Here is a 24,280-nt window from a genome sequence, read left to right on the forward strand (position 1 = left end):
TGCGGACACGGCGCAGTGCATTCGCGCAAGTGGCGCTGCCGTCCAGTTTCAAATCGTAGTTGCCGTGTTTCGCGTTCAGCAAAGACGCGTTCTCCAAATGCCCGAAGGCAATAAGCCATCAGGGCCGGATCAGCCTGAGCCAGCAGGCGCGATGTTTTGCAGTTGAGTTTTCAAGCGCAATATCAGGCTTTCGTTCGCTTTGCGGTCCCAGGCAGCGCAGCTCTTTCAGCCTTCGCGCCCGTCATGACCCGTCTTTTAGGAACCTTTCATCCGGCGGGTGTCCCTTGCGAGACTTCTGGCTTCAACCCGTATTCCTTAACGGGGGCCACGACCCTGAACCGATGGTGTGTCTGGAACGTAGTCGCTCCGGGTCAATATTCCAAGAGGTTTTTTGTTCCAATCACCCCTTTAAAGCGCCGCTTTTCGCCCCATGACGGCGCGATAAACCCCGCTCAGATCAGCCCGCGGCGGGCCTGGCAGGGTTAATCCCGCCGCGCACATGATTTCACTCACCTGCGCGCTTTGATCATGCCCCATCTCGAATATCAGGGCACCGCCGGGCGCGAGCAGCGTCACCGCCTGGGGCGTGATCGCGCGATAGGCTTCAAGGCCGTCCGCACCGCCGTCGAGCGCCAGATGCGGATCGTGATCGCGCACGTCCCGCTCAAGCGTCTCGATGTCAGCGGTGCGGATATAAGGCGGGTTCGAGACGATAAGATCGAACAAGCCGGAGAGCGCCGTGGCGTAGTCGCATCGAACGAACGCGGCGCGGCTTGCGAGACCAAGATCGCGCGCGTTCAACGCGGCGATCTCCAGTGCCTCCGGGCTGATGTCGGTGCCGACGCCGGTCGCGCTGGGGCATTCCGACAGCAATGCCAGCAGAATGGCGCCAGAGCCGGTGCCGATGTCCGCGATGCGAATGGCGTCGCCGGTGCGGGCCTTGTTGCGGAGAATTTCAAGCGCCGCTTCAATCACCGTTTCGGTATCGGGACGCGGCACCAGGGTCGCCTCCGAGACGCGAAGATCCAGACCCCAGAATTCCTTGCGGCCCAGAATGCGAGCGACCGGCTCGCGCGCGAGCCGGCGTTGCGCGAATTGCGTGATGGCTTTCGCCTCGTCATCGGTGATCCGGCGGGTGGCCCGCGCTGCAAGGCCGGTATGATCGAGATGCAGTGCCGCGCCGACCAGCAGCCGTGCATCGAGGTCGGGGGTTTCGATGTCGCTGTCTTTGAGCCGGGCGGCCAATGCGCGCCGCGCCGCTTCGACGGTGAGGCCTGCGAAGGGTTGAGCCGCGCTCACGTGTTGCCTTGTTCCGCAAGCTGGGCGGCTTGATGCTCAGTGGTCAGCGCGTCCACCAACTCGTTCAAGGCGTCGCCCGCGATCACCTGTGGTAGCTTGTAGAGGGTGAGATTGATGCGGTGGTCGGTGACGCGGCCCTGCGGAAAATTGTAGGTGCGGATGCGCTCGGAGCGGTCGCCCGAGCCGACCTGACCTTTCCGGTCGGCTGAACGTGTCGCATCGATGCGCTGGCGCTCGGCGTCGTAAATACGCGAGCGCAGGATGTTCATCGCGCTGGCGCGGTTTTTGTGCTGCGAGCGGCTGTCCTGCATCATGACGACGATACCCGTCGGGATATGCGTGATGCGGATCGCTGATTCGGTCTTGTTGACGTGCTGCCCGCCCGCGCCCTGCGCGCGCATGGTTTCGATCCGCAGTTCGTCGTTCTTGATGACGACGTCGACTTCCTCGGCTTCCGGCAGCACCGCCACCGTTGCCGCCGAGGTGTGAATACGGCCCTGAGTTTCGGTGTCGGGCACGCGCTGCACGCGATGGACGCCGGATTCGAACTTCAGTTTGGCGAATGCGCCGCGGCCTTGCACCTCGGCGATGATTTCCTTGTAGCCGCCCATGGTGCCCTCGGAGGCAGAGATCAATTCCACCTTCCAGCCCTGCAGCGATGCGAAGCGTTCGTACATCCGGAACAGGTCGCCAGCGAACAATGAAGCTTCGTCGCCACCTGTGCCGGCGCGGATTTCGAGCACCACGTTGCGCTCGTCCATCGCGTCCTTGGGCAGCAATGCGACACGGATGTTCTGCGCCAGTTCGTCGCGGCGTACCTCGAGGTCCGTCCGTTCACTCTCAGCCATGGCGCGCATGTCGGATTCGGTGGCAGGATCGGCGATCAGAGCGTCGATGCCGGCGATCTCCACGACCGCGGCGCGATACGCCTTCACGGCATCGACCACCGGCGCGAGCTCACTCAGTTCGCGGGTGATGCGGACATAGGTTTCCGAATTCACCTGGCCGAGCAGCTCAGCCTCGAGCGAGGCGTGACGCGCCAGCAAGGTATCGAGTTTGGCTTCGGGCAGAGTGGTCATGAGGTCGATCAATCAAGGATGAATTCAACAGCGGCTTCGCAACGGTCCGGAAGCGTCGCTACAACGAAAGCCCTTCGGCTTCGGCGAATTCCATCAGCTTGCCGCGGATCGAGACGCTCCCGGCCGGAGCATCCAGCAGCGGCGTGATCATCGCTTCGGCCTTTTTGGCGTCGAGATCGAGAATCAGCGCCTTCACCGGACCGTGCGCGGTCGCCGAGAGCGACAGCGAGCGGTAGCCGAGCGCAATCAGCGCCAGCGCCCCGAGCGGCTGTGACGCCATCTCGCCGCACAACGAAACGGATTTGCCCGCAGCATTGGCCTTCTTTGCGATGTCGCGCAATGCACGCAGGATCGGCGCTGACAGCGTATCGAACCGGTCGGTGACGCGCGAGTTGCCGCGATCGACAGCAAAGAGAAACTGGAACAGGTCGTTCGATCCCACCGAAATGAAATCGACGCGCTTGAGCAGTTCGTCCATCTGATAGAGCAGGGCGGGCACTTCGACCATGGTGCCGACATCGACGCGCTCGGGCAGGGTGTGGCCGTGCTGGCGCAAATAAGTCAGCTCGCGCTCGATCACGAGCTTGGCCTGATCGAATTCATCGACCTGCGAGATCATCGGAAACATCACGCGCAGATAGCGCCCGGATGCGGCGCGCAGCAGCGCGCGAATCTGTCCGCGCAACAATCCCGGCCGGTCCAGCCCCAGCCTGATCGCGCGCCAGCCGAGCGCCGGATTCTCCTCGACGATCGTGTCCATGTAAGGCAGCGCCTTGTCGCCACCAATGTCGAGGGTGCGGAACGTCACGGGTTTGTCGCCGGCGGCATCCAGCACCGACCGATACAGCGCAAGCTGCTCGCTGGTACGCGGCAGGCTTTGCCCCACCATGAACTGCAATTCGGTGCGGAAAAGCCCGATGCCGGACGAACCGGTGTCGTCGATATGCGGCAAGTCGATCACAAGACCGGCGTTGATCATCAGGTCGATCGATTGACCATCCTTGGTCACGCAAGGCTTGTCGCGCAACTCGCGATATTGCTCCTGCCGGCGGGCGCGGAAACGCACGCGTTCGGCATAGGCCGATTGAATTTCCTGCGACGGCCGGATGTAGATCGAACCCGAGGTGCCGTCGACGATGATGGCGTCGCCGGGATCGGCGATGCCGGCCGCGTTCGGCACTTCGCCAACCGCGGGAATTCCGAGCGCCCGCGCCACGATCGAGACGTGCGAGTTGGCGGTGCCTTCTTCCAGCACGAGGCCACGCAGCCGTTTGCGGTCGTAGTCGAGCAACGCAGCCGGGCCCATCGAGCGCGCGATCAGGATGGCGTTGTCGGGCAACTGCTCCCGCGAGGGCGCGTGATCTTGCCCGACAAGTTGGCGCATCAGCCGGTGGCCGAGGTCCTCGAGGTCGTGCAGGCGGTCGCGCAGATACGGATCGGTCGAGCGCAGCATGCGGGCGCGGGTGTCGGATTGCACGCGCTCGACGGCGGCTTCCGCGGTGAGACCTGTCGCGACGGCCTCATGCAGCTTGTGCTGCCAACCCTGGTCGTTGGCGAACATGCGGTAGGCTTCGAGCACGTCACGATGTTCGCCGCCGTCGGCCACGTCGCCGCGCTCCAGCATCCGGTCGAGATCGGCGCGCAGCTTGAGGATCGCGGTGTCGAGCCGCTTGAGTTCCTTCGGCAGGTCCTCGGCGATGTAGTTGGTGATGACGACGCGCGGCTCATGCAGCACCACGTGACCGAGCGCGATGCCGTCCGACAGCACGGCTCCGGTCTTGTGCAGCGAGTGGCGCGCGGCAGGTTCGGCGCCGGGCTTGGCGATGGACGACAATTCGCCCGACGCGATCATTTCCGCAACGACCATCGCGGTGGTCTGCAGCGCCTCGACTTCTTCCTCGACATAGGTGCGGTGAGCGCGGTTCTGCACCACCAGCACACCGAGGGTATTGCCCGAGCGCAGGATCGGCACGCCGAGGAACGAATGGTAGATTTCTTCGCCGGTTTCCGGGCGATACGAGAACGCTGGATGCGATTGCGCGTTCGATAGGTTCAGCGGCGTCGCCTCGGAAGCGACAAGGCCGACGAGGCCCTCATGCGCGGTCAGAACCGTTTGGTGGACGGCGTCGCGGTTCAGACCTTCGGTGGCGTAAAGCTCAAGGGTGTTGTCGACGCGCAGCACGTAGGTCGAGCAGACCTCCGCCACCATGTTGGCGGCGATCAGCACCACGATCTTGTCGAGGCGTTCCTGAGCGCTGACCTGTTCGGCCATCACTTCGCGGAGCCGTCTCAACAAGACGCGGGGGCCTCCCAGCGCGCTCCGCATCCGTTGACATCCCTACCCTGCAACTCCAGCGCGGCGCGTGTTCAGCCGCGATAGCGTTAACTCCAAGTAAAATAACGACTTTTCTGGTCGCGCCTTTGCTTTTTACTGATTCCGGAACGTATCCGACGGTTCGGAACCAGAGGCGCGGGCGCGCGTGCCTTATCCTGAGGCTATATCGAATTGAGGCGCGTTTTGCCAAGCAAAACACCTGCCAAATATCAGATCTGTTCCAGCAGAACGGCCTCGGCAAAAATCCGCCGAGGGACGAGCAAAGCGCTACGCCTGATCCAGTCCATAGAGCGTGTGAAGCGTCCGGACGGCCAGCTCGGTGTAGGCAGCATCGATCAGCAGCGAGAACTTGATCTCGGAGGTGGTGATGGCGCGGATGTTGATGTTGCGCTCGGACAGGGCCTTGAAGGCCTGCGCGGCGACGCCGGCATGGCTTCGCATCCCGATGCCGATCACCGACACCTTGGCGACATCGGTGGCTGAATCCATCGCCTTGTAGCCGATCTTGTCCTTCGCCTTGGCGATGGTGTCCTTGGCGCGGGTGTATTCGGAAGCCGGCACAGTGAAGGTGAGATCGGTGGTCTTGCCGTCCTCGGACACGTTCTGGACGATCATGTCGACATTGATGCTGGCATCGGCCAGCGGACCGAAGATGGCCGCGGCAACGCCGGGCTTGTCGTCGATCTGGCGCACGGAAATCTGGGCTTCGTCCTTCGAGAAGGCGATGCCGGTGACGACTTGGCTCTCCATGATTTCCTCCTCACTGCAAATCAGCGTTCCCGGCGGTGTGCCGTGCGGGTCGATGTCTTCCGGCTTGTCGAAGCTCGATCGCACGAACACCGGCACGTTATGAACCATGCCCAGTTCCACGGAACGGACCTGAAGCACCTTGGCGCCCTGAGACGCCATTTCCAGCATTTCTTCGAACGCGACCTTCTCAAGCCGCCGCGCCTTCGGCACCACGCGCGGATCGGTGGTGTAGACGCCGTCGACGTCAGTATAGATGTCGCAGCGATCGGCATGGATCGCGGCCGCGATGGCGACCGCAGAGGTGTCGGAGCCGCCGCGCCCGAGCGTGGTCACACGCCCCGTCGGCTGATGGATCCCCTGGAAGCCGGCGATCACGGCGACTTCCTTGCGATCCTTGAAGCGCTTGATGAGTTCGCCGCCGTCGATCCCGGTGATGCGGGCTGACGCATGTGCATCGTCGGTCAGGATCGGGATTTGCCAGCCCTGCCACGAGCGCGCCTGGATGCCGAGCGACTGCAGGACGATGGCAAGCAGGCCCGCCGTGATGAGTTCGCCGGAGGCCACGATGGCGTCGTATTCGCGCGCGTCATGCAGCGCCGAGGCCTCGGTGGCCCAGCCGACGAGTTCGTTGGTCTTTCCAGACATCGCCGACACCACGACGGCCACGTCATGGCCGGCATCGACCTCGCGCTTCACATGCTGCGCGACGTTGCGGATGCGGTCGATATTGGCGACGGACGTGCCGCCGAATTTCATAACAAGGCGGCCCATTTTCTAAAATCTCGGCGAATGGCGCTGTCTGGTCAGGCTGGTTGTCGGGAAGGGGTCAGTTCCGCGCAAAACGGCAGCGCGGCCCCGAAAAGGCGGCTATACATACCCATGAGGTCGCGGGCAAGCAACACCGGCGGCCTGCCGCAGCCATAGTTGAGGATGGGAATGGGCCGCTATATCGACGATATTTTGCAGCCGGGAGAGAAGATTCTGTATTCCACCACGATTCACGGGATCGTCTACGTGCCCGGATTGTCGTGCCTCGCGGTGGCGGCCATCTGCCTGGTCGGGTCGGGTGGTGGGGTCATCTTTCCACTCCTGGCGGCGAGCGCGTTGTTCGCGCTTCTCGGAGGCGTTCTCCTGTTCCGGGCGTGGTTCCAGCGCTGGACCACCGAAACGGACGTCACCTCGCTCCGAGTGGTTCACAAGGAGGGGTTTATCCAGCGTCAGACCTTTGAGATGAGCCTGGATAAAATCGAAAGCGTCGATGTCACCCAGAGCATCGCGGGACGGATTTTTGGATGGGGAGATGTCAAGGTGAATGGTGTCGGAGAGGGCACCAAGACGATAAAGATGATCGGTGCGCCGATCGAATTCCGCAACCACATCACGGCACGATAATTTCTCGAACGCGACAAGAGTCAGAACGCCCGGCATGAATCAAAATTCTTCACCTGCGTCCACGGTCGATCCCGGCGAAGTCGCGCGGTTCTCGCAGCTGTCCGACGAGTGGTGGGATCCCAAGGGCAAGATGGCGCCGCTGCACAAGATCAATCCGCTGCGGCTGGCCTATATCCGCGATGCAGCATGCCGCAAGTTCGACCGCAGCCCGAAGAGCCTGGGCTGTCTCTCGGGATTGCGCATTCTCGATATCGGCTGCGGCGCCGGGCTGCTCTGCGAACCGCTGGCGCGGCTGGGTGCGCAGGTGATCGGTGTCGATCCGTCGGCGACCAATATCGCGGTTGCGAAATTGCATGCCGACAAGTCCCACCTGCTGATCGACTATCGCTGCACGACCATCGAGGAGATCAACCCGCGCGAACGCTTCGACATCGTGCTGGCGATGGAAGTGGTTGAACATGTCACCAATGTCGGGACGTTTCTGGACCGCTGCGCGGCGCTGCTCAAACCGTCGGGTATGATGGTGGTGTCCACCATCAACAGGAACTGGAAAAGTTTCGCACTGGCCATCGTCGGCGCCGAGTACGTGCTGCGCTGGCTGCCCCGCGGCACCCATCAATGGGACAAGTTCGTTACGCCGGCTGAACTGACGCATCATCTCGAGCGCAACAAGCTCGCCATCAGCGATCAGGCGGGGGTGGTCTACAATCCGCTCGCGGATCGCTGGAGCGTCTCGTCCGACATGGATGTCAATTACATGGTGGTCGCGGAAGCGGCGACGTAATCCGCATTACTGACATGTGGCCGCGCCGGTTGACCGTGTGCGTCAAGTATAGACTTTTCTGAATCCGGCGCTTCCGCTGCACTGGTTTTCATTTTCCTCATGACACAACTCATCTGGCTCTGGATTCCCTTCACCCTGCTGGCGGCGGCGGGGCAGGTCGTGCGCAATGCGATGCAGCGCGGGCTGACGGCGCAACTCGGCACACTCGGCGCGACCCATATCCGGTTTCTGTTCGGATTTCCGTTCTCGCTGGTTTTTCTTGGGTTGATTCTTGCCGCCAATGGCGATCGCTTGTCCTGGCCCGAGGCCGGTTTCTGGGCGTGGCTGGTGGTCGGCGGCATGGCGCAGATTTTCGCCACCGCCCTGATGCTGATGGCCATGAACGAGCGGTCGTTCGTGGTCACGACGGCGTATCTCAAGACCGAGGCGATCCAGGCGGCGATCTTCGGCTTCGTATTTCTGTCGGATCATCTCACGGTGCTGAAGGTCGCGGCCATTTTGATCGCCACTATCGGCGTCGTAATTACCGCGCTGCGGCCCGGCGGCGTGAAGGGGTTCGGCAGCCTGAAGCCGACCGTGCTCGGCCTTGTCGCGGCGTCGTTCTTTGCGCTGTCGGCGGTCGGTTATCGCGGCGCCATTCTTAATGTAACCGGCGTGAGCTTTGTCACGGCGGCCAGCCTGACGCTGGTGGCGACGCTGCTGATGCAAACCATCGTGCTGTCGGGCTGGCTGATCGTGCGCTCGCCAGGAACCATGACCGCGATCTTCCGGCTCTGGAAACCGTCGATGTTCGCAGGCTTCATGGGATCGTTCGCCTCGCTGTTCTGGTTTCTCGCCTTCGCGCTCACCGCGGCGGCGAATGTGCGGACGCTGGCGCTGGTCGAGGTGCTGTTCGCGCAGGGGGTTGCCTACTATTCGATGAAGCAGCCGTTGTCGCTCCGCGAACTCAGCGGCATCGCGCTAATACTGATTGGCGTCGCGATGCTGGTGGCGAGTTGATTATTTCTTGACGGCGAGAAGCACCGCGCCCGCTGCAATCAGGGCGATGCCCAGCCAGCCGGTGGCGGACGGGCGCTCGCCCAGAAAAACGAACGCGAACAGGGCGACCAGCACCACGCTCAGTTTGTCGATGGGCGCGACTAGCGTCGCAGGGCCGAGCTTGAGCGCGCGAAAATAACACAGCCACGACGCGCCGGTGGCGAGCCCCGACAGCACGAGGAATGTCCATGTCCGTCCGCTGATCGCGCCGGGCGCTCTGAACTGGCCGGTGGCGAAAAGAATAATTGCGAAGCTCGCCAGCACGATGACGGTGCGGATGAATGTCGCAAGGTCTGGATTGACGTCCTCGACGCCGATCTTGGCGAAGATGGCGGTGAGCGCGGCGAACACTGCCGAGAGCAGGGCCCACATCTGCCATGAGCCGGACCATGAGATTGAATCGGGACTCATGAGGAGCCTGTCAGAATGATTCTAGTTCCGGTCATCCGGCAAGATCGGCAGCGGTGCAACTTCGACGCCTTCGTCGATCAGCGCGCGTGCTTCTTCCGTGGTGGCCTCACCATAGATCGCGCGGTGTTCGATGTCGCCGTAGTGCATCTTGCGGGCTTCGTCCGGAAACTTCTTCCCGACATTGTCCGCGTTCTTGAGGACATGATCGCGCAGTTCTTTCAGCTTTGCGACAAGCTCGCGTTCCTGCGGCGCCATCACCAGTGATGTCGATGATGTCTCCTCGGCGGGTGCGGTCACCGATCTGGATTTTCCCTTGCGGGCGATGCGCGGCGCCATGATGGCCTTCTCCACCTTGGTGGAGTTGCAGGCCGGGCAGGAGACGAGCCCGCGCTTGTGCTGGCTGTCGTAAGCGGACGAGCTTTGAAACCAGCTTTCGAATTCGTGGCCGCGCTCGCAGCGCAGCGCGTACCGGATCATGCCGATCCCCGGACCAGATGCAGATGCTCCGGCCCGGCTTTCGGATCGATGAGGCCAAAGCGGCGGCCGTGCTGCAATGATGGAATGTTGTTGCGGACCGATTGCACCTTGGCGGGATCGATTTTCGCCAGCACGATGCCAGTTTCGACGCCACCTTCGGCAAGAATTTCGCCCCACGGATCGATGATCAGCGAATGACCGTAGGTCTCTCGTCCGCTCTCGTGTTTTCCGGCCTGCGCGGCTGCGAAAATAAAGCAGCCGTTCTCGATGGCGCGGGCGCGCAGCAGTGTGTGCCAGTGCGCTTCACCGGTTTTGACGGTGAACGCGGATGGCACGGTGATGAACGACGCGCCCGCTTCTGCAAGCGCGCGGTACAGCGCCGGAAAGCGCACGTCGTAGCAGATGGTCAACCCGATGCGGCCCCACGGCAGATCGGAGATTACCGCCGCTTCGCCAGGCTGATAGTTGGCGGATTCGCGATAGCTCTCGCCGCCTTCAAGGGTGATGTCGAACATGTGGATCTTGTCGTACCGCGCCAGAATATTGCCGGTCGGCGCGATCAGAAACGACCGGTTCACCGCGCGTTCGGGCGTCGCCCGCAGCGCGAGCGATCCGATGTGGAGATAAATCTTCAGTTCGGCGGCCAGTTCGCGATAGGCCTTCAGGGAAAGATCGTCTTCCTCGCTCGCCAGAATTTCAAACAGCGCTTTACGGTTCTGCTGGATGATGTTGCTGACTTCCGGAGTCTGGACGTAATCCGCGCCCTTGTCCTTCGCCTCGCGGATCAGTTTGATGCCCTCGGCCAGACTGGTTTCCGGCCGCATGGCGGTGCGCATCTGCACCATCGCCGCGGTGAACGGAGCGCCGGTTTCAATGCTGTCTGTCATGACGAGACTTTCTGGCCGGTCAACAAGCCGTCAAGCTTGCCTTCGCGGTCGAGTGCATAGAGATCGTCGCAGCCGCCGACATGCTGCTTGTCGATGAAGATTTGCGGGAACGTCGTGCCGCCATCCGATCGCGCCACCATCTCGGAGCGCCAGTTCGGGTCGATCGCGACATCGTATTCCGTGAAGGCGGCATTCTTGCGCGTCAGCAGCGACTTGGCGGCGCTGCAATAGCCGCATCCGGGCCGCGTGAAGATCTCGATGACTGCGGGCATGTCTCGCCTTTACGGAACGGGGAAGTATCCAAATTATATGGGGGTCTGGAGCGTGTCCACAACCCGCGAGAACACCAGCACGTCCACCGATGCAGCCCTGGCCCGCAACAGCGCGCGGGCGCAGGCGTCTACCGTCGCGCCCGAGGTCAAAACGTCGTCAATCAGCACGATCCGGCGGCCCTGCACGGCAGGTTTCTTCTCCGGTGGCACCTTGAACGCGCCCTGGACGTTCAGCGCGCGGTCAGCCCTGGAAAGTCCGACCTGCTGCAATGTGGGCCGGACCCTGCGCAGGACGTCGCCGACCACGGGCAGGTTCGTGGATTTGCCGATCACGCCTGCCAACGCGCCGGACTGGTTGTAGCGGCGGCCCCACGCGCGCCGCCAGTGCAGCGGCACCGGAACAAGGGCGTCCGCGTCGTTCAGGAGTTCACGGCCGGCGCGCGTCATCCAGCGGCCCATCGTCGGCGCAAGGTCTGTGCGGTCCTGATACTTCAGCGCATGGACCATCGTTCGCGCCACGTCGTCATACCGGACAGCGGCGCGGGCGCGGTGATAGGCGGGTGGATCGGCGATGGCTTGCATCGACAGCAGGCCCGGCCCCGGATCGTAGACGAAAGGGATGCCGAGCCGCGCACAGAATGGCGGCGCGATGAACGACAGTTTCGCCCAGCAGGACGCGCAAACGCCTTCGCCCGCGACTGGCTCGCGACAGGAGATGCACAACGTCGGCAGGGCGATATCAAGGGAAAGGCGGGGAATGGAAGCGAGCGTTCCGCGAACGGCCCTGAACGCGCCAAAAAACCGGCTTTGGAGCCGGACGCTCAAAGGACGCGGTGATGCGTGCTCAAGCTCTGACATGATCTCCCTGCCCCGGGGAGGCTAGTTCCGGTGCCCGCCGCTGACAAGCGCGCCTCGGGGCAATTGCCAGATGAGTCCCGGAAAGCGTACGAACGGCTCATGACCGTCTCCCGGAACGATGCCCCGCCACGCCTGTTCGACCTTGCATTGCTGCGCATCCGGCAGGGCCGCGCGGCCCGTCTTGGCCCGGCGACGTTCCTTGCCGACCGCGTGGCTGACGACATGGCCGAACGGCTGAGCGTCGTGAAACGCAACTTCGCTGCCGTGGCTGATATCGGATCGCCGGGAGCGGCTTCCCGGAATCCGTCGAGCGAGACATTCAACGGAACGAGGACATATTACGATCTGCCGACGTCAGACGATGAGACCCTTCCGATTGATCAGGGCTCGCTCGATCTCGCGGTCTCATCGCTCGCGCTGCAATTCGTCAACGACCTGCCGGGCGTGATGGCGCAAATCCGCCGCGCGCTGAAGCCGGACGGACTATTTCTCGCGGCCATGATCGGTGGTGAGACGCTCACGGAGTTGCGGCAATCGTTCGCGGCAGCCGAGGCCGAAGTGGAGGGCGGCGTGTCGCCGCGTGTCGCGCCGTTCGTTGATCTGCGCGATCTGGGCGCGCTGTTGCAACGCGCTGGCTTCGCGCTGCCGGTGACCGATGTGGATCGCATCGTCGTGCGTTATGACAACGCGTTCGCACTGATGCAGGACCTGCGGCGGATGGGCGCGACCAACATTCTCGTCGAGCGCCGCCGCACGCCATCGCGCCGCGCGACCTTCGTGAGGATGGCGCAGGTCTATGCCGAGCGTTTTTCCGATCCCGACGGGCGTATCCGCGCCACCTTCGATGTCGTCTGGCTTTCGGGTTGGGCGCCGCACGAGAGTCAGCAGAAGCCGCTGGAGCCGGGATCGGCGAAGATGTCGCTGGCGGACGCGGTCAACAAGGTGCGGGATTTGAAGTCATAGTTATCAGAGATGCGGCCGGCATGTTTCAAGTTCCGATTCAGTTTCCAAACAGCCACGCGCATTCATTCCCGCGCCACGCGCGGGTTGCGTCCGCTAATCTCCCCTCAAGAAGCGAGGGGCATGGAGCGCCGCGAGGCGCACGTTGTCTTGTTTCGCTCCCGGCATCGCTTGCGACACGATGTGGTCCGGAAGCGCATCGCCTCACGGCGCTCCACTGCGGCGATTTTGGGCGAGAGGACCGTACTTCCGGGACAGGACGAACGCGGCGCGTTCTGATCCGGCGGGATTTCCCCGCCTTCATCCTGTCCGCGTCCAGCCGCGAACGGCAGAGCCACGTAGTTGGCCCGGACGGTGACCCCGCAGACAAGCTTGCGCCGTCTGCGTTTATCGCGCCTCCCGAGCGTGTGCTTGCGAAACACACGTGCAGGCGCCGCATCCTGCTCCGCTTCAAAGCGCCCTCGAGAAGCGCCCCTCACGAACAGGACGTGCTGAACATAAGAGAGGTCCGGAGCGCGGGGATTTGTGTCCCCATCACGAAATGTTTCGTCGTAGCCCACATGGCCGGGCCTGCGCCAAGCGGCGCATCCCGGAATGACGGGCACTGAATGTGCAATTTGGATTGCTTCGCTTCGCCGTGACAATTTACAACAGCAAATCCGTCAAATGCGCGATCAGCGGAATGTCCGCGGGCGGCATCGGATAATCGCGCAATTTGTTCGCGCGCACCCATGCGAGTTGCTGACCCTCGCGCGCGGTGACCACGCCCTGCCATTTTCTGCAAATGTACAGCGGCATCAGCAGATGAAAGCTGTCATAACCGTGGCTGGCGAAAGTCAGCGGCGCGAGACATGGCTCCTCCACCGTGATGCCGAGTTCTTCTGCAAGCTCGCGGATCAGCGCGGGCTCTGGACGTTCACCGGGTTCGAGTTTGCCGCCAGGAAATTCCCACAGGCCCGCGAGCGTCTTGCCCTCGGGGCGCTGAGCGATCAGGACGCGGTTGTCCGCATCGATCAGCGCGCAGGCGACAACGAGGGTGAGCTTGATCACGAGCGATAGTCGCCGTTGATCGCGACATATTCCTTGGTGAGGTCACAGGTCAGCACGCGGTCGCGGCCCTTGCCGAGACCAAGTCCGACCTTGATCTGGATTTTCGGCTGCTTCATCAGCGCGGAGACTTCCGCCTCGTCGTAGGACGGATCGCGCGCGCCCTTGCTGGCGACGCGAATGCCGTTGAACGCGATCGAGAGCTTGTCGCGGTTGGCTGGTTCGCCCGCCTTGCCGACCGCCATGACCACGCGGCCCCAGTTGGCGTCCTCGCCTGCGATTGCAGTTTTTACCAGCGGCGAATTGGCGATCGACATGGCGATCTTGCGCGCCGACGGCTTTGACGTCGCGCCTTCCACGATAATCTCGACCAGCTTGCGCGCGCCTTCGCCGTCACGCGCGACCTGCTCGGCAAGATCGGCCAGCACGCCGTGGAACGCCTTGGTGAAGGCCTTTAACTGCGGGTCGCTTGCGCGCCTGATGGTCGGCGCGCCACGTGCTGCGGCGGCTCCCGTGGCGAATGCCAGCAGGGTGTCCGAAGTCGAGGTGTCGCCGTCGATGGTCACCGCGTTGAATGTATCTTCCACGCCGGCCTTGAGCAGCGATTGCAGGACGGCAGCCGACAGAGGCGCGTCGGTGAAGACGAAGGAAAGCATGGTCGCCATGTCCGGCGCGATCATGCCCGCGCCCTTGGCCATGCCGTTGATGGTGACCTTGGTCTTGCCGAGTTTCACGGTGGCGGTAGCGACCTTCGGAAAGGTGTCCGTCGTCATGATCGCGCGCGCGGCGTTCATCCAGCCATCCGGCTCGGCCGTCTTTGCGAGATCGCCGAGCACGCCGTTGAATTTGGTCGCGTCGAGCGGCTCGCCGATCACTCCGGTGGAGGCGAGGAAGACCTTGGCCGGGGTGGTTTCGGCAGCTTTGGCCGCGATTGAAGCGGTCAGTGTTGTCGCCTGCTTTCCCGTTTTACCGGTGAAGGCGTTGGCATTGCCGGAATTGACCACCAGAACGCGGGCTTCACCGCCCTTGAGTTTGGCGCGGCACCAGTCCACCGCAGCGCTCGGGCATTTCGACTTGGTGAAAACACCCGCCACCGTGGTGCCCTTGTCGAACAACGCCATCAATACGTCGGTGCGGTTCTTGTAGCGGATGCCGGCCGCCGCTGTTGCAAGGCGCACGCCGTCGATCTGCGGCATCTCAGGGACATTTGTAGGGGCGAGTGGTGAAATCGCGGTGGACATGGGAGTGCTCGATTCCTTGATGAGGAGGAGCGCTCTGTATCACCTCTCCCCGCTCGCGGGGAGAGGTCGGCTTTCGAGCGAAGCGAGAAAGTCGGGTGAGGGGCAAATCGGTAACATCTGGCCCCTCATCCGGCTCGCAAAAGCTCGCCACCTTCTCCCCGCACGCGGGGAGAAGGAAACAGGTCGATTTACTTTTTCTTGGCGGGCGCGTCCGGAGCCTTGGCTTCAGGAGCCTTGGCCGCCGGCGCGGCTGGCGTTGCCGCAGCGGGTTCGTCCTTCTTGTCCAGCCGCTCGACCTTTGCGGCCGTCCGCAAGTTGGTGACGTAGTCGGCCTGCGCCTTGCGCACCACGAAGGTTTCGATCTGGCCCTTGACCTGATCGAAGGCCGGGGGCTTGCGGTCGCGGGCTTCCTCGACCTTGATGACATGCCAGCCGAACTGCGATTTTACCGGATCCGAGATCTTGCCGGGCTCGAGCGCGAAGGCGACCGCCGAAAATTCCGGCACCATCTGCTCCTTGGTGAAGAAACCAAGATCGCCGCCGTCAGCAGCGCCCGGGTCCTTCGACTTCTCCTTGGCGAGCTTGGCGAAGTCGGCGCCCTTCTCGAGTTCGGCCTTGATGGCCTTCGCTTCTTCCTCGGTGGGGACGAGGATATGGCGAGCGCGCACTTCCTTCTCGCCGGAGACCTGCTTGGTCGCGTCCTCGTAGACCTTCTTCATGGCGTCGTCGGTGACGGCAGTCTTGCCTTCCGTCGCAAGGAGGCTGTCCATCAGAAGGCGGTCACGCGCAAACGCGAGCTTCTGCTTGAAATCCGCCGTATCGCCGACCTTCTTGGCGTCGGCTGCCTTGGCGACGATCTTCATGTCGATCAGGAACGAGATCAGGTTCTCGCGACGGGTCGACGGATCCATCTGCTGGAGGCTTGGCCCCAGCTCTTCCTCGGCCACGGCCAAATCGCTCTGGCGAATCTCCGCGCCGTTAACTTTTGCGATCACGGCGTTGGCGTCCTGCGCGCGAAGCGGCTGGCCGGCCATCAGGATGACAGCGAGACACACTGCCGCAGTCGATGTGAGTAGTCCGAGTCTCAGTCCAGGTCGCGCGCCCAGTCTGCTGAGAGGGGCTGTGCGGTTTGGAGAAACGGTCATGGAAAATCCTTTTAGGTCAAAGTCGGACGGTTCGGGAGGCGGGACACTCGCCCAACCTCTGCGCGGAAGCAACGCGTAAAAGCCGTCAAAATCATGAAATCCTTGAGAGGTTCGCGCGTTGACAAGGCTTTGGACGGCCCATATCTCTCCCGCAGGCGCTCCTGGCTGCCGCGGGGCTTTGCCGCGGCCGAGCGGGTGAACCTCGGAATTCGCATTCCGCACTCATTTCCAAGGATTGTTGCCCTCGGATTCGCCCAGAATTTGCGCAAGGCTTTGCCCTGCAAGCAATTTTTGGGATAGGCCTCTTACGGATTAAAGGGCTGCCAGGTTAAGGGCTGCTGCCGCAAGACCAAACGACAAGACAGGAATTTTTCATGCTTGGCGCGCTCGCCCGCAAGTTTTTCGGTTCCGCCAACGACCGGCGGATCAAGGGGTATCAATCTCGCGTCGATGCCATCAACGCGCTCGAACCCGAGATCGCCGCGCTGTCCGACGAGGCGCTGAGGGCCCGGACAGACGAGTTCCGCAAGCAGCTCGCGGAAGGCAAGACTCTCGACGATCTGCTGGTTCCTGCATTCGCGACCGTTCGCGAAGCCGCGAAGCGCACTCTCGGTCAGCGCCATTTCGATGTGCAGCTGATCGGCGGCATGGTGCTGCACGAGGGCGATATCGCGGAGATGAAAACCGGCGAAGGCAAGACGCTGGTCGCCACCCTCCCGGTCTATCTCAACGCGCTGGCCGGAAATGGCGTTCACGTCGTGACCGTCAACGATTACCTCGCCAAGCGCGACTCCGAGTGGATGGGCCAGGTCTACGGCTTCCTCGGTATGACAACCGGCGTCATCGTTCACGGCCTCGACGACCTCGAGCGCAAGGAAGCCTACGCGAAAGATATCACCTACGGCACCAACAACGAATACGGCTTCGACTATCTGCGCGACAACATGAAGTACCGGCTGGAGGACATGGTCCAGCGCGGTCACTTCTTTGCCATCGTCGACGAAGTCGACTCGATCCTGATCGACGAAGCGCGCACCCCGCTGATTATTTCGGGTCCGCTCGACGACCGCTCCGAATTCTACAACACCATCGACACTTACTTGCCGAAGCTCGACAAGGCGACCGACTTTGAGGTCGACGAGAAGCAGCGGACCGTGACGCTGACCGAAGCGGGCATGGAGAAGATCGAAACGCTGCTGCGCGATGCCGGTCAGCTTAAGGGCGATTCCCTCTACGACGTCGAGAACGTCTCCGTCGTCCATCACATCAATCAGGCGCTGCGCGCGCATTCGCTGTTCCAGCGCGACAAGGACTACATTGTCCGCGACGGTGAGGTGATCATCATCGACGAGTTTACCGGCCGCATGATGCCGGGCCGCCGTTATTCGGAAGGTCTGCATCAGGCGCTGGAAGCCAAGGAACATCAGCCGGTCCAGCCGGAAAACCAGACGCTGGCCTCGATCACGTTCCAGAACTATTTCCGCATGTACGAAAAGCTTGCCGGCATGACCGGCACGGCGGCGACCGAAGCGGACGAACTGTTCGACATCTACAAACTCGAAGTCATCGAGGTCCCGACCAACGTGCCAATCGCGCGTCTCGACGAGGACGACGAGGTTTACCGCACCGCAGAGGAAAAGCATCGCGCCATCCTGGCCGAGATCGAGCGCGCCAATTCGCGAATGCAGCCGGTGCTGGTCGGCACCGCGTCGATAGAGAAGTCGGAAGTGCTCGGCGAGTATCTCGCCAAGAACGGCTACAAGCAGATCGACTTCAACAGCCCGAAGTCGATGGAGAAGCTTTACGCCGCCGCGCGCGCAGGAAAGCCGGCGAAGCTGTTCGCGGTGCTCAACGCACGTTTCCATGAACAGGAAGCCTACATCGTTGCCGAAGCCGGCGTGCCGGGCGCAATCACCATCGCCACCAACATGGCGGGCCGCGGCACCGACATCAAACTCGGCGGATCGTTGGAAATGCGCGCCGCCGCCGCCACCGCCGGGATCGAGGACGAAGCTGAAAAGCAGAAGATCGTCGACCAGATCAAGGCCGACATCGAACGCTTCCGCGAGATGGTGCTGAAGTCGGAAGAGGTGATCGAGATCGAGCCCGCCAAGGGCAGCAAGCCGGCCAAGACCATCACCAAGCCCGGCGGCTTGTACATCATCGGTTCGGAACGCCATGAGTCACGCCGCATCGATAACCAGTTGCGCGGCCGCGCGGGCCGCCAGGGCGATCCGGGCCGCACGAAATTCTTCCTGTCGCTGGAAGACGATCTGATGCGCATCTTCGGGTCGGACCGGCTCGATACGATGCTGACGCGGCTCGGCCTCAAGGAAGGCGAGGCGATCATCCATCCGTGGATCAACAAGGCGCTCGAGAAGGCGCAGCAGAAGGTCGAGGCACGCAACTTCGACATCCGCAAGAACCTGCTCAAGTTCGACGACGTGCAGAACGATCAGCGCAAGGCGATCTTCGATCAGCGCGTCGATCTGATGCGAGACCAGAATGTCGCCGAGACCGTCGCCGACATGCGTCACACCCTGGTTGACGATCTGGTCACCAAGCACGTGCCTGCGCAGGCTTACGCCGAGCAGTGGGACGTTGCAGGCCTTCGCGAGGAGTTGAAGCGCGTGCTCGATCTCGACCTGCCGGTCGAGGAGTGGGCCAAGGAAGAAGGCATCGCCGACGAGGAAATGCTCGCCCGCATTGAAAAGCGGGTCGACGAGGTGATGGCGGCGAAATCCGCCCAGTTCGGCCCGGACGTCATGCGCTATGTCGAGAAATCGATCCTGCTTCAGACACTGGATCATCTGTGGCGCGAGCATCTCGTCATGCTGGATCACCTGCGTCAGGTGATCGGCCTGCGCGGTTACGGCCAGCGCGATCCATTGCAGGAATACAAGTCGGAAGCGTTCACGCTCTTCGAGGGGTTGATCAGCCATCTGCGCGAGGCGGTGACTGCGCAATTGGTGCGGGTCGAAATCGTGCCGCCGGATGAGCAGCCGGAACTGCCGCAGATGGAAGCGCACAAGCTCAACCCGAACACCGGGGAAGACGAAATGGCGTTCGCGCAGGCGTCGCTTGCTCCGGTGCCGGCCGCCCAGCGCGATCCGCAGAATCAGGCGACGTGGGGCAAGGTGGGCCGCAACGAGGACTGTCCCTGCGGCTCCGGCAAGAAGTTCAAGCACTGCCACGGCAAGTATGCCTGATGCCGACGTCGGATCCGTTGATCGTCATCTTCGGATCGTCGTCGGATATAGGACAGCGCGTCGCCCGTCGCTTAACGAGCGGCGGCCACCGCGTGACGCGGGTGTCCCGTCAGCGCGACGGTCAGGCCGCTGACGGCCCAGGGATGCATCGCTTCGGCGACCTGTCATCGACCGCCGATGGCGACTCGCTACGTGCGCTGGTCGCCGACGCCGATGTTGTGGTGTCCTGCGCCCATGCCCGGTTCACCAGCCGCATTCTGGATATTTTGCCTCAGCGCGACATTCCGCTCGTTCTGGTCGGCTCCGCATGGCGTTACTCGCGGGTCTCGGAGCCCGCCGCAGAACTGGTGCGGTCTGCGGAGGCGGCATTTCTGGCCAGCGGACGGCGCGGCGTGATGCTGCATCCGACGATGATCTATGGCGGGTTTCAGGAAAACAACCTGCGCCGCCTGATCAAGTTGCTTCGAAGGACGAGAGTGCTGCCGCTGCCTGGCGGCGGACGTCATCTCGTTCAGCCGGTCCATGTCGATGATGTCGCCGATGCAATCGTTGCGGCGACATTGCGCGAATGGCCGGGACCGAATGTTATTCCGATCGCGGGTCCGAAGGCGATGCCATGGCATGAAATGACCCGGGCCTGCGCACGAGCGATGGGGCAGAATGTTACGATTGTGCCCATTCCCCTGTCCCCGGTCATCACGACGCTTGAACTGATGCGGCGGATGAAAATTTCGTTGCCGCTCGACCCGAACATCCTCCACCGTTTCCGGGAGAACACGTCGATCTCCATCGACGAGATGGTTTCGGTTCTGGGGGTGAATCCGCGGCCATTCCAGGACGGACTGGCGGAGCTTGTCGCAGCGGTCGATTAGTCCGCTGCTATTGCAGCGGCAACCGGTAGGTGCCGTCCGCCGACGGGCGGCCTTCGCGAATGGCAAGGCTCATGTCGCGGGCGAGGCGTTGCGCGACGGGGATGCGATAATGGAGCGGATCCCAGTAATTCGAATCCTGCCGCGTGAGCGGCGAAGGATAGCGCCAATCGATCACCTTGGCGCCATGTCGTGCGGCGATTCCGACAATGCGCGCCTTGCACTGCGCCTCGACAGCCGCCGCTTCGCTCGCGGGCAGAGGCTGTGCTGCGACATGAACCGGCATGAAGGCAACGATCTTTATACCGTCGCCGGCTTTGCCGAGCAGATCGTCCAGCCATTGAAGCGCTGGAAAACTGAGCTTGTCGCGCTGCATTTGTGAAAGCTGGAACGGCGGCGCATCGGTATCGTACGTTCGCGGCGGAGACCCTCCCCACAGGTTACGGCGTGCCTTCTCGGCGTCGTAAGTTGCATCGGGCGGCACGAAAACCTGAAATCCGTCGTAGCGGCTGCGCGCCGGATAAAATCCCAGGCGGTTGCCGAGCAGTCTTCCTGCGATCTCGATGGTTTCAAGATTCAGAAGGTAGAGATAGTCATTCCACTTGCTGCCGTCGTACAGGAAATCCGGAAAGCCCCGGAACGTAATGCGATTGCTGTCGGCGTCCGGCGTGCACCAGACCTGATCGATGCCCACGATCATGACGCGCGGCTTTCCGGCACGGTCGATAAAGTAATCGGCCATGGTCTTCTGTTCCCATGCCGTCGCCGAATCCATCGCGAGGTTGGCAAATTTTGCACCAAACTCCGCATTGAGGATTTCCGGATCGAGCAGACGGGACGTCGATGTTCCGACAACCAGGGAATCGAACCGTCCGCTCCGCACAATCTGCGGATACATGTATCGCTGATTGATGCTCACCAGAGGCCGTTCGATCGGCAGCGAGAACGGGACGACATTGTAGGGGTCGATCAGCAGCACGAAGGCATACAGTCCGGCGATGCCCGCCGCGAAGGTAACCATCAGCCGGATCGCAAAGCTGCGCCATGAGACCTGGCTGTTCTTTCCGGCTATCGAGGTTCGCAGGCGCTGCAACATCGCGGTTCCTGTCAGAACTGGAAGTAGATGAAGTTGACCGGCGCGCCCTTGCCGACTTCCAGCACGCAGAAGACTGCGAGCACCGCACTCACAAATGCCAATGCAGGATACGGCCGCAGCAGCCGGTCCCGGAGTTCGTGGGCCGACGGGATGAGAACCGACGCGAGCGCGGCAATGAGAATCAGTTTGGGACTCATGAGCGTGCCGCTGAAACCATTGGCGCCGAGCAGCGATCCGAAAACCGAAACTGCGCTCGTGAAGCTATCGGTGCGGAAAATCACCCAGCCCAAAGTCACGAAAGTAATCGTGATCAGCCAGCCTGCCGCCGCAGGCATCGGCTTGCGCAGCGATTGCCACGCCCGGCAGACGATCAACCCGACTCCGTGCCAGAGCCCCCACACGATGAACGGCCATCCCGCGCCGTGCCACAAGCCGCAAATCCCCATGCTGAGAAGCGTGGCGACCACATAGCGCGCCCAGCCGTGACGGCTGCCGCCCAGCGGGATGTAGAGATAGTCGCGAATGAATTTCGACAGCGAAATATGCCAGCGTTGCCAGAAGTCGCGGAGGTTGCAGGCCAGATACGGGCGCAGGAAGTTTTCGGGCAGCACTAGGCCGAACAGGAGCGCCGTTCCGATCGCCATTTCGGTATAGGCCGAGAAATCCAGAAACAGTTGCAGTGAGAACCCGAGAGTCGCGGTCCACGCGTCGCCGAAGCTCAGCACGTGATCGCCGACGCGCCTGAACAGCGGGTCGGCAATCTTGGCGAGCGGGTCCGCCAGCAGCACTTTTTTTGCGAAACCGACAATGAATATGACGAGGCCCGAGCCGATATTGGTCCACATGGCATCGCCACGAGGATCCTGTGCGAACTGCGGGATCAACTCGTTGTGCCGCACGATCGGGCCGGCAATGAGATGGGGAAACAACAGAACGAAAAGCGCGAAAGGACGGAACGAATAGATCGGCGCATCGCCGCGCATGCGGTCGATGAGGTAGGAAATCAACTGGAACGAGAAAAAGCTGATGCCGATCGGCAAAACCAGATGAGAGCGCGGCAGATCGATACCCGTCGCGGATTCGAGCAGGCCGATCAGAAAGTCCAGATACTTGAATGTCGCAAGCGACAGGATGTTGAGCACGACGCCGACGGCAAGAACCGCATTTTTTCCGGTTCGCTCGTGAACGATGGCGAGCAGCCATGTGATGGCGATCTGGCCGACAAGCAGCGGTATGAAGCGAATATCCCACCATCCGTAGAAGAACAGCGAGATTCCGATCAACACCCATTGCCGGAGCGCGATATGTCGCGCGCACGCATAATACAATGTGACGGCGACCGGCAAGAAAACGAGAATGTAAAACTGGGACTGAAACAGCATTTAGCAACGATCGATCATGCGGGGCGGACGCCAGCGGAGAGGCATCGCTTGGCCCGCAATGCCAAATTGATCTGCATTGATTGGGATAACGCGGACTGAAAGTAAAGCAGGTCTGCCGCGGTCGGCGTCTAGCGGACCGTCGACCAGCGGCTGTCGAAGGAATTTGCCGGCACGGCCGGCTGGGCTCCGGCCAGCGATTGCTGCGACGCCGGGGCGGTTACGGCGGGAGCGGGGGCAGCAACGACAGGCTTGGCCGGCGGGGTCTGTGCCTGCTGCGAGCGCTCGAGCGGAATCACCCGCGGCGGCGTGCTGGCGGCCTTGGTCTGGCTGGTGGATTTTGCCTTCGGTGCTGCGGTGACGGCGGGCTTTGCCGGAGCGGGCTCAGGGTCGGACCCACGCAGGCCGACGCTGCGCGACAGCCGGCTGAGGAAGCTGCCCTCGTTGGCGCTGGCATTCGCATTGGCTGGCGTGCTGCGCGACGCGGGCACCGCGACCATCGGCTCGCTGTTCGATGAGGTGAAGCTGAAGGATGGCGCGGCTTCCGGTGCCTTCGGAATGGTCGCATGCGAAGGAACTGTTCCCGGCGCGGGCAGATAGGATGCGACCGCATAATCGGTGACGTCCTTGTCGATCGCGGCTTCACCTTCGGGCAGCTTGGATGCGAACACCGGATGCATACCGCCGTCGATGCCGGCGCGCGAACGGGCCGTCGTGGTGCCTCGGGAAATCAGCTGCGCGATTTTCTGGTCGTCCTGACGCTGCTTGTCCTGAACGGCGTCGGCAATATCGGCCGGGATCTGATAGGCCGGACACTGCGCGGATGCGTTGAACGCCAGCGGACGGGTCGCGCCGGCAGGCTTCTCTGCATCGAAGACATATTTCTTCTCGCAGAAATCGACCTTCGGCTCCTGCTTGGTGACCTCGAAGTGATCGTTGCCTTCCTTGATCATCTTCCAGAACGGCATGTTCGGATTGTTGCGGTGACGGGCCATGTTCTGCGCCGTCATGCGGAACGGATAGGCCTGCACCTGAAATGCGTTCTGGCCGCCGAAAAACGACTCGCGGCCGAGCGCATAAATTTCCGAAATCTGCTCGTCGGTCATCGCGTAGCAGCCGCGCGACGAGCAGTCGCCGTGAACCATCAACTGCGAGCCGGTACGTCCCCACGCCTTATCGTAGGCATTGGGATAGCCCATGTTGAACGACAGGTAATACGCCGAGGTCGGATTCATCTGCGCCGGCGTGATCGAGTAGAAGCCTTCGGGAGCCTGCCGGTCGCCTTCCTTGATCTTCGGGCCGAGATCGCCCGACCAGCGGCAGATCGGATAGGTCTTGAGCAGCGCGAACTTGCCGCTGCGATCCTGCTTCCAGACCTCGAGTTCGGCTTCCTGCTTGAACAGGCGGACCAGCATCGGCGATGCCTTGTCCATGTTCTTGGCTTCGATTTCGGCGACCAGCTTTTCGGGGATCGGGCGGTTGGCCTTGGCGCCGGTCGAAAGACTGTCGCCGTTACATGCGGACAGCAAAACGCCAGCCGCGAGCACAGCCGACGTCATCAGCGCGCGGACATGCGTGCGGCCGATCAATGCAAAGCTCCGCGGCAGATTGGCAATCCCCAAACTCCAGCTAACCCGGCGACCTTCAGGGCAAACAATGTTCCGGCAAAGTGGCGCACAGTTGGCCGCCGGAAATCGCTGCCGCTCTAACAGGCCGCACGTGTTTTCGTCGTAAAAGCGGCGTTCGCTTTTT

The 24,280-nt window shown here is 62.2% G+C and carries 21 protein-coding genes; 6 read left to right on the forward strand and 15 right to left on the reverse strand.

Annotation, left to right across the window (positions count from 1 at the left end):
• Positions 1 to 408 precede the first annotated feature (408 nt).
• From prmC to AC07UB_RS12585, 4 genes are all read right to left on the reverse strand, one after another.
• Positions 409 to 1,299 (reverse strand): peptide chain release factor N(5)-glutamine methyltransferase, encoded by an 891-nt coding sequence (prmC, locus tag AC07UB_RS12570; RefSeq protein WP_492791174.1) that lies wholly within the window; start codon positions 1,297 to 1,299, stop codon positions 409 to 411.
• Positions 1,296 to 2,378 carry a peptide chain release factor 1 gene (gene prfA / locus AC07UB_RS12575; protein WP_492791173.1) on the reverse strand — a complete coding sequence of 361 codons (1,083 nt, stop codon included), beginning with the start codon at positions 2,376 to 2,378 and terminating at the stop codon, positions 1,296 to 1,298. The genes prmC and prfA overlap by 4 nt, the downstream gene beginning before the upstream one ends.
• 58 nt (positions 2,379 to 2,436) lie before the next feature.
• The gene (gene ptsP / locus AC07UB_RS12580; protein WP_492791172.1) at positions 2,437 to 4,704 is read right to left on the reverse strand and encodes a phosphoenolpyruvate--protein phosphotransferase; all 2,268 of its coding nucleotides are present in this window, start codon (positions 4,702 to 4,704) and stop codon (positions 2,437 to 2,439) included.
• A gap of 276 nt (positions 4,705 to 4,980) precedes the next feature.
• Positions 4,981 to 6,234, reverse strand: a complete 1,254-nt coding sequence (locus AC07UB_RS12585; protein WP_492791171.1) for an aspartate kinase — start codon at positions 6,232 to 6,234, stop codon at positions 4,981 to 4,983.
• Between the two features lie 165 nt (positions 6,235 to 6,399).
• Between AC07UB_RS12585 and AC07UB_RS12590 the strand changes: the two genes are divergently transcribed.
• The 3 genes from AC07UB_RS12590 (at position 6,400) to AC07UB_RS12600 (ending at position 8,638) form a co-directional block, all read left to right on the forward strand.
• Positions 6,400 to 6,855 carry a PH domain-containing protein gene (locus AC07UB_RS12590; protein ID WP_492791170.1) on the forward strand — a complete coding sequence of 152 codons (456 nt, stop codon included), beginning with the start codon at positions 6,400 to 6,402 and terminating at the stop codon, positions 6,853 to 6,855.
• Between the two features lie 34 nt (positions 6,856 to 6,889).
• Entirely contained in the window at positions 6,890 to 7,639 is a 750-nt protein-coding gene (gene ubiG, locus AC07UB_RS12595; RefSeq protein WP_492791169.1) for a bifunctional 2-polyprenyl-6-hydroxyphenol methylase/3-demethylubiquinol 3-O-methyltransferase UbiG, read from the forward strand.
• 99 nt (positions 7,640 to 7,738) lie between these two features.
• On the forward strand, positions 7,739 to 8,638 hold the full coding sequence (locus tag AC07UB_RS12600) for an EamA family transporter (protein ID WP_494653250.1): 900 nt from the start codon (positions 7,739 to 7,741) through the stop codon (positions 8,636 to 8,638).
• Here AC07UB_RS12600 and AC07UB_RS12605 read toward each other — a convergent pair whose 3' ends face one another.
• The 5 genes from AC07UB_RS12605 to AC07UB_RS12625 are packed head-to-tail and all read right to left on the reverse strand — an operon-like array spanning position 8,639 to position 11,582.
• The gene (locus tag AC07UB_RS12605; protein WP_492791167.1) at positions 8,639 to 9,088 is read right to left on the reverse strand and encodes an EamA family transporter; all 450 of its coding nucleotides are present in this window, start codon (positions 9,086 to 9,088) and stop codon (positions 8,639 to 8,641) included.
• Between the two features lie 21 nt (positions 9,089 to 9,109).
• Entirely contained in the window at positions 9,110 to 9,565 is a 456-nt protein-coding gene (locus AC07UB_RS12610; RefSeq protein WP_494653252.1) for a DUF1178 family protein, read from the reverse strand.
• Positions 9,562 to 10,452 (reverse strand): carbon-nitrogen hydrolase family protein, encoded by an 891-nt coding sequence (locus AC07UB_RS12615; RefSeq protein ID WP_494653254.1) that lies wholly within the window; start codon positions 10,450 to 10,452, stop codon positions 9,562 to 9,564. Before AC07UB_RS12615 ends, AC07UB_RS12610 begins: the two co-directional genes overlap by 4 nt.
• Positions 10,449 to 10,724: a glutaredoxin 3 gene (gene grxC / locus AC07UB_RS12620; RefSeq protein ID WP_492791164.1), complete on the reverse strand. Its 276-nt coding sequence runs from the start codon at positions 10,722 to 10,724 to the stop codon at positions 10,449 to 10,451. The genes AC07UB_RS12615 and grxC overlap by 4 nt, the downstream gene beginning before the upstream one ends.
• Positions 10,725 to 10,757: 33 nt before the next feature.
• Positions 10,758 to 11,582 carry a ComF family protein gene (locus AC07UB_RS12625; RefSeq protein ID WP_494653256.1) on the reverse strand — a complete coding sequence of 275 codons (825 nt, stop codon included), beginning with the start codon at positions 11,580 to 11,582 and terminating at the stop codon, positions 10,758 to 10,760.
• A 99-nt stretch (positions 11,583 to 11,681) separates the two neighbouring features.
• Here AC07UB_RS12625 and AC07UB_RS12630 point away from each other — a divergent pair, with 99 nt between their 5' ends.
• Positions 11,682 to 12,545, forward strand: a complete 864-nt coding sequence (locus AC07UB_RS12630; RefSeq protein WP_494653258.1) for a methyltransferase domain-containing protein — start codon at positions 11,682 to 11,684, stop codon at positions 12,543 to 12,545.
• Between the two features lie 642 nt (positions 12,546 to 13,187).
• Here AC07UB_RS12630 and AC07UB_RS12635 read toward each other — a convergent pair.
• The 3 genes from AC07UB_RS12635 to AC07UB_RS12645 all read right to left on the reverse strand — a co-directional run bounded on the left by AC07UB_RS12635 (position 13,188) and on the right by AC07UB_RS12645 (position 15,975).
• Positions 13,188 to 13,592 carry a (deoxy)nucleoside triphosphate pyrophosphohydrolase gene (locus AC07UB_RS12635; protein WP_494653260.1) on the reverse strand — a complete coding sequence of 135 codons (405 nt, stop codon included), beginning with the start codon at positions 13,590 to 13,592 and terminating at the stop codon, positions 13,188 to 13,190.
• A complete protein-coding gene (gene argJ, locus AC07UB_RS12640) occupies positions 13,589 to 14,830 on the reverse strand; it encodes a bifunctional glutamate N-acetyltransferase/amino-acid acetyltransferase ArgJ (protein ID WP_494653262.1) in 1,242 nt (413 codons plus the stop codon). The genes AC07UB_RS12635 and argJ overlap by 4 nt, the downstream gene beginning before the upstream one ends.
• Positions 14,831 to 15,018: 188 nt before the next feature.
• A complete protein-coding gene (locus AC07UB_RS12645) occupies positions 15,019 to 15,975 on the reverse strand; it encodes a peptidylprolyl isomerase (RefSeq protein ID WP_492791158.1) in 957 nt (318 codons plus the stop codon).
• A 374-nt stretch (positions 15,976 to 16,349) separates the two neighbouring features.
• Between AC07UB_RS12645 and secA the strand changes: the two genes are divergently transcribed.
• Both secA and AC07UB_RS12655 read left to right on the forward strand, forming a co-directional pair.
• On the forward strand, positions 16,350 to 19,184 hold the full coding sequence (gene secA / locus AC07UB_RS12650) for a preprotein translocase subunit SecA (protein WP_492791157.1): 2,835 nt from the start codon (positions 16,350 to 16,352) through the stop codon (positions 19,182 to 19,184).
• Entirely contained in the window at positions 19,184 to 20,056 is an 873-nt protein-coding gene (locus AC07UB_RS12655) for an SDR family oxidoreductase (RefSeq protein WP_492791156.1), read from the forward strand. The genes secA and AC07UB_RS12655 overlap by 1 nt, the downstream gene beginning before the upstream one ends.
• Positions 20,057 to 20,063: 7 nt before the next feature.
• Here AC07UB_RS12655 and AC07UB_RS12660 read toward each other — a convergent pair whose 3' ends face one another.
• The 3 genes from AC07UB_RS12660 to AC07UB_RS12670 form a co-directional block, all read right to left on the reverse strand.
• Positions 20,064 to 21,149: a hypothetical protein gene (locus tag AC07UB_RS12660; protein WP_492791155.1), complete on the reverse strand. Its 1,086-nt coding sequence runs from the start codon at positions 21,147 to 21,149 to the stop codon at positions 20,064 to 20,066.
• Positions 21,150 to 21,160: 11 nt separating this feature from the next.
• Positions 21,161 to 22,531, reverse strand: coding sequence for an MBOAT family O-acyltransferase (locus AC07UB_RS12665; RefSeq protein ID WP_492791154.1), 1,371 nt, complete (start codon positions 22,529 to 22,531; stop codon positions 21,161 to 21,163).
• A 128-nt stretch (positions 22,532 to 22,659) separates the two neighbouring features.
• Entirely contained in the window at positions 22,660 to 24,117 is a 1,458-nt protein-coding gene (locus AC07UB_RS12670; RefSeq protein WP_492791153.1) for a L,D-transpeptidase family protein, read from the reverse strand.
• Between the last annotated feature and the right edge of the window lie 163 nt (positions 24,118 to 24,280).

The organism is Afipia sp. GW821-FHT04G03 (genome assembly GCF_059419985.1).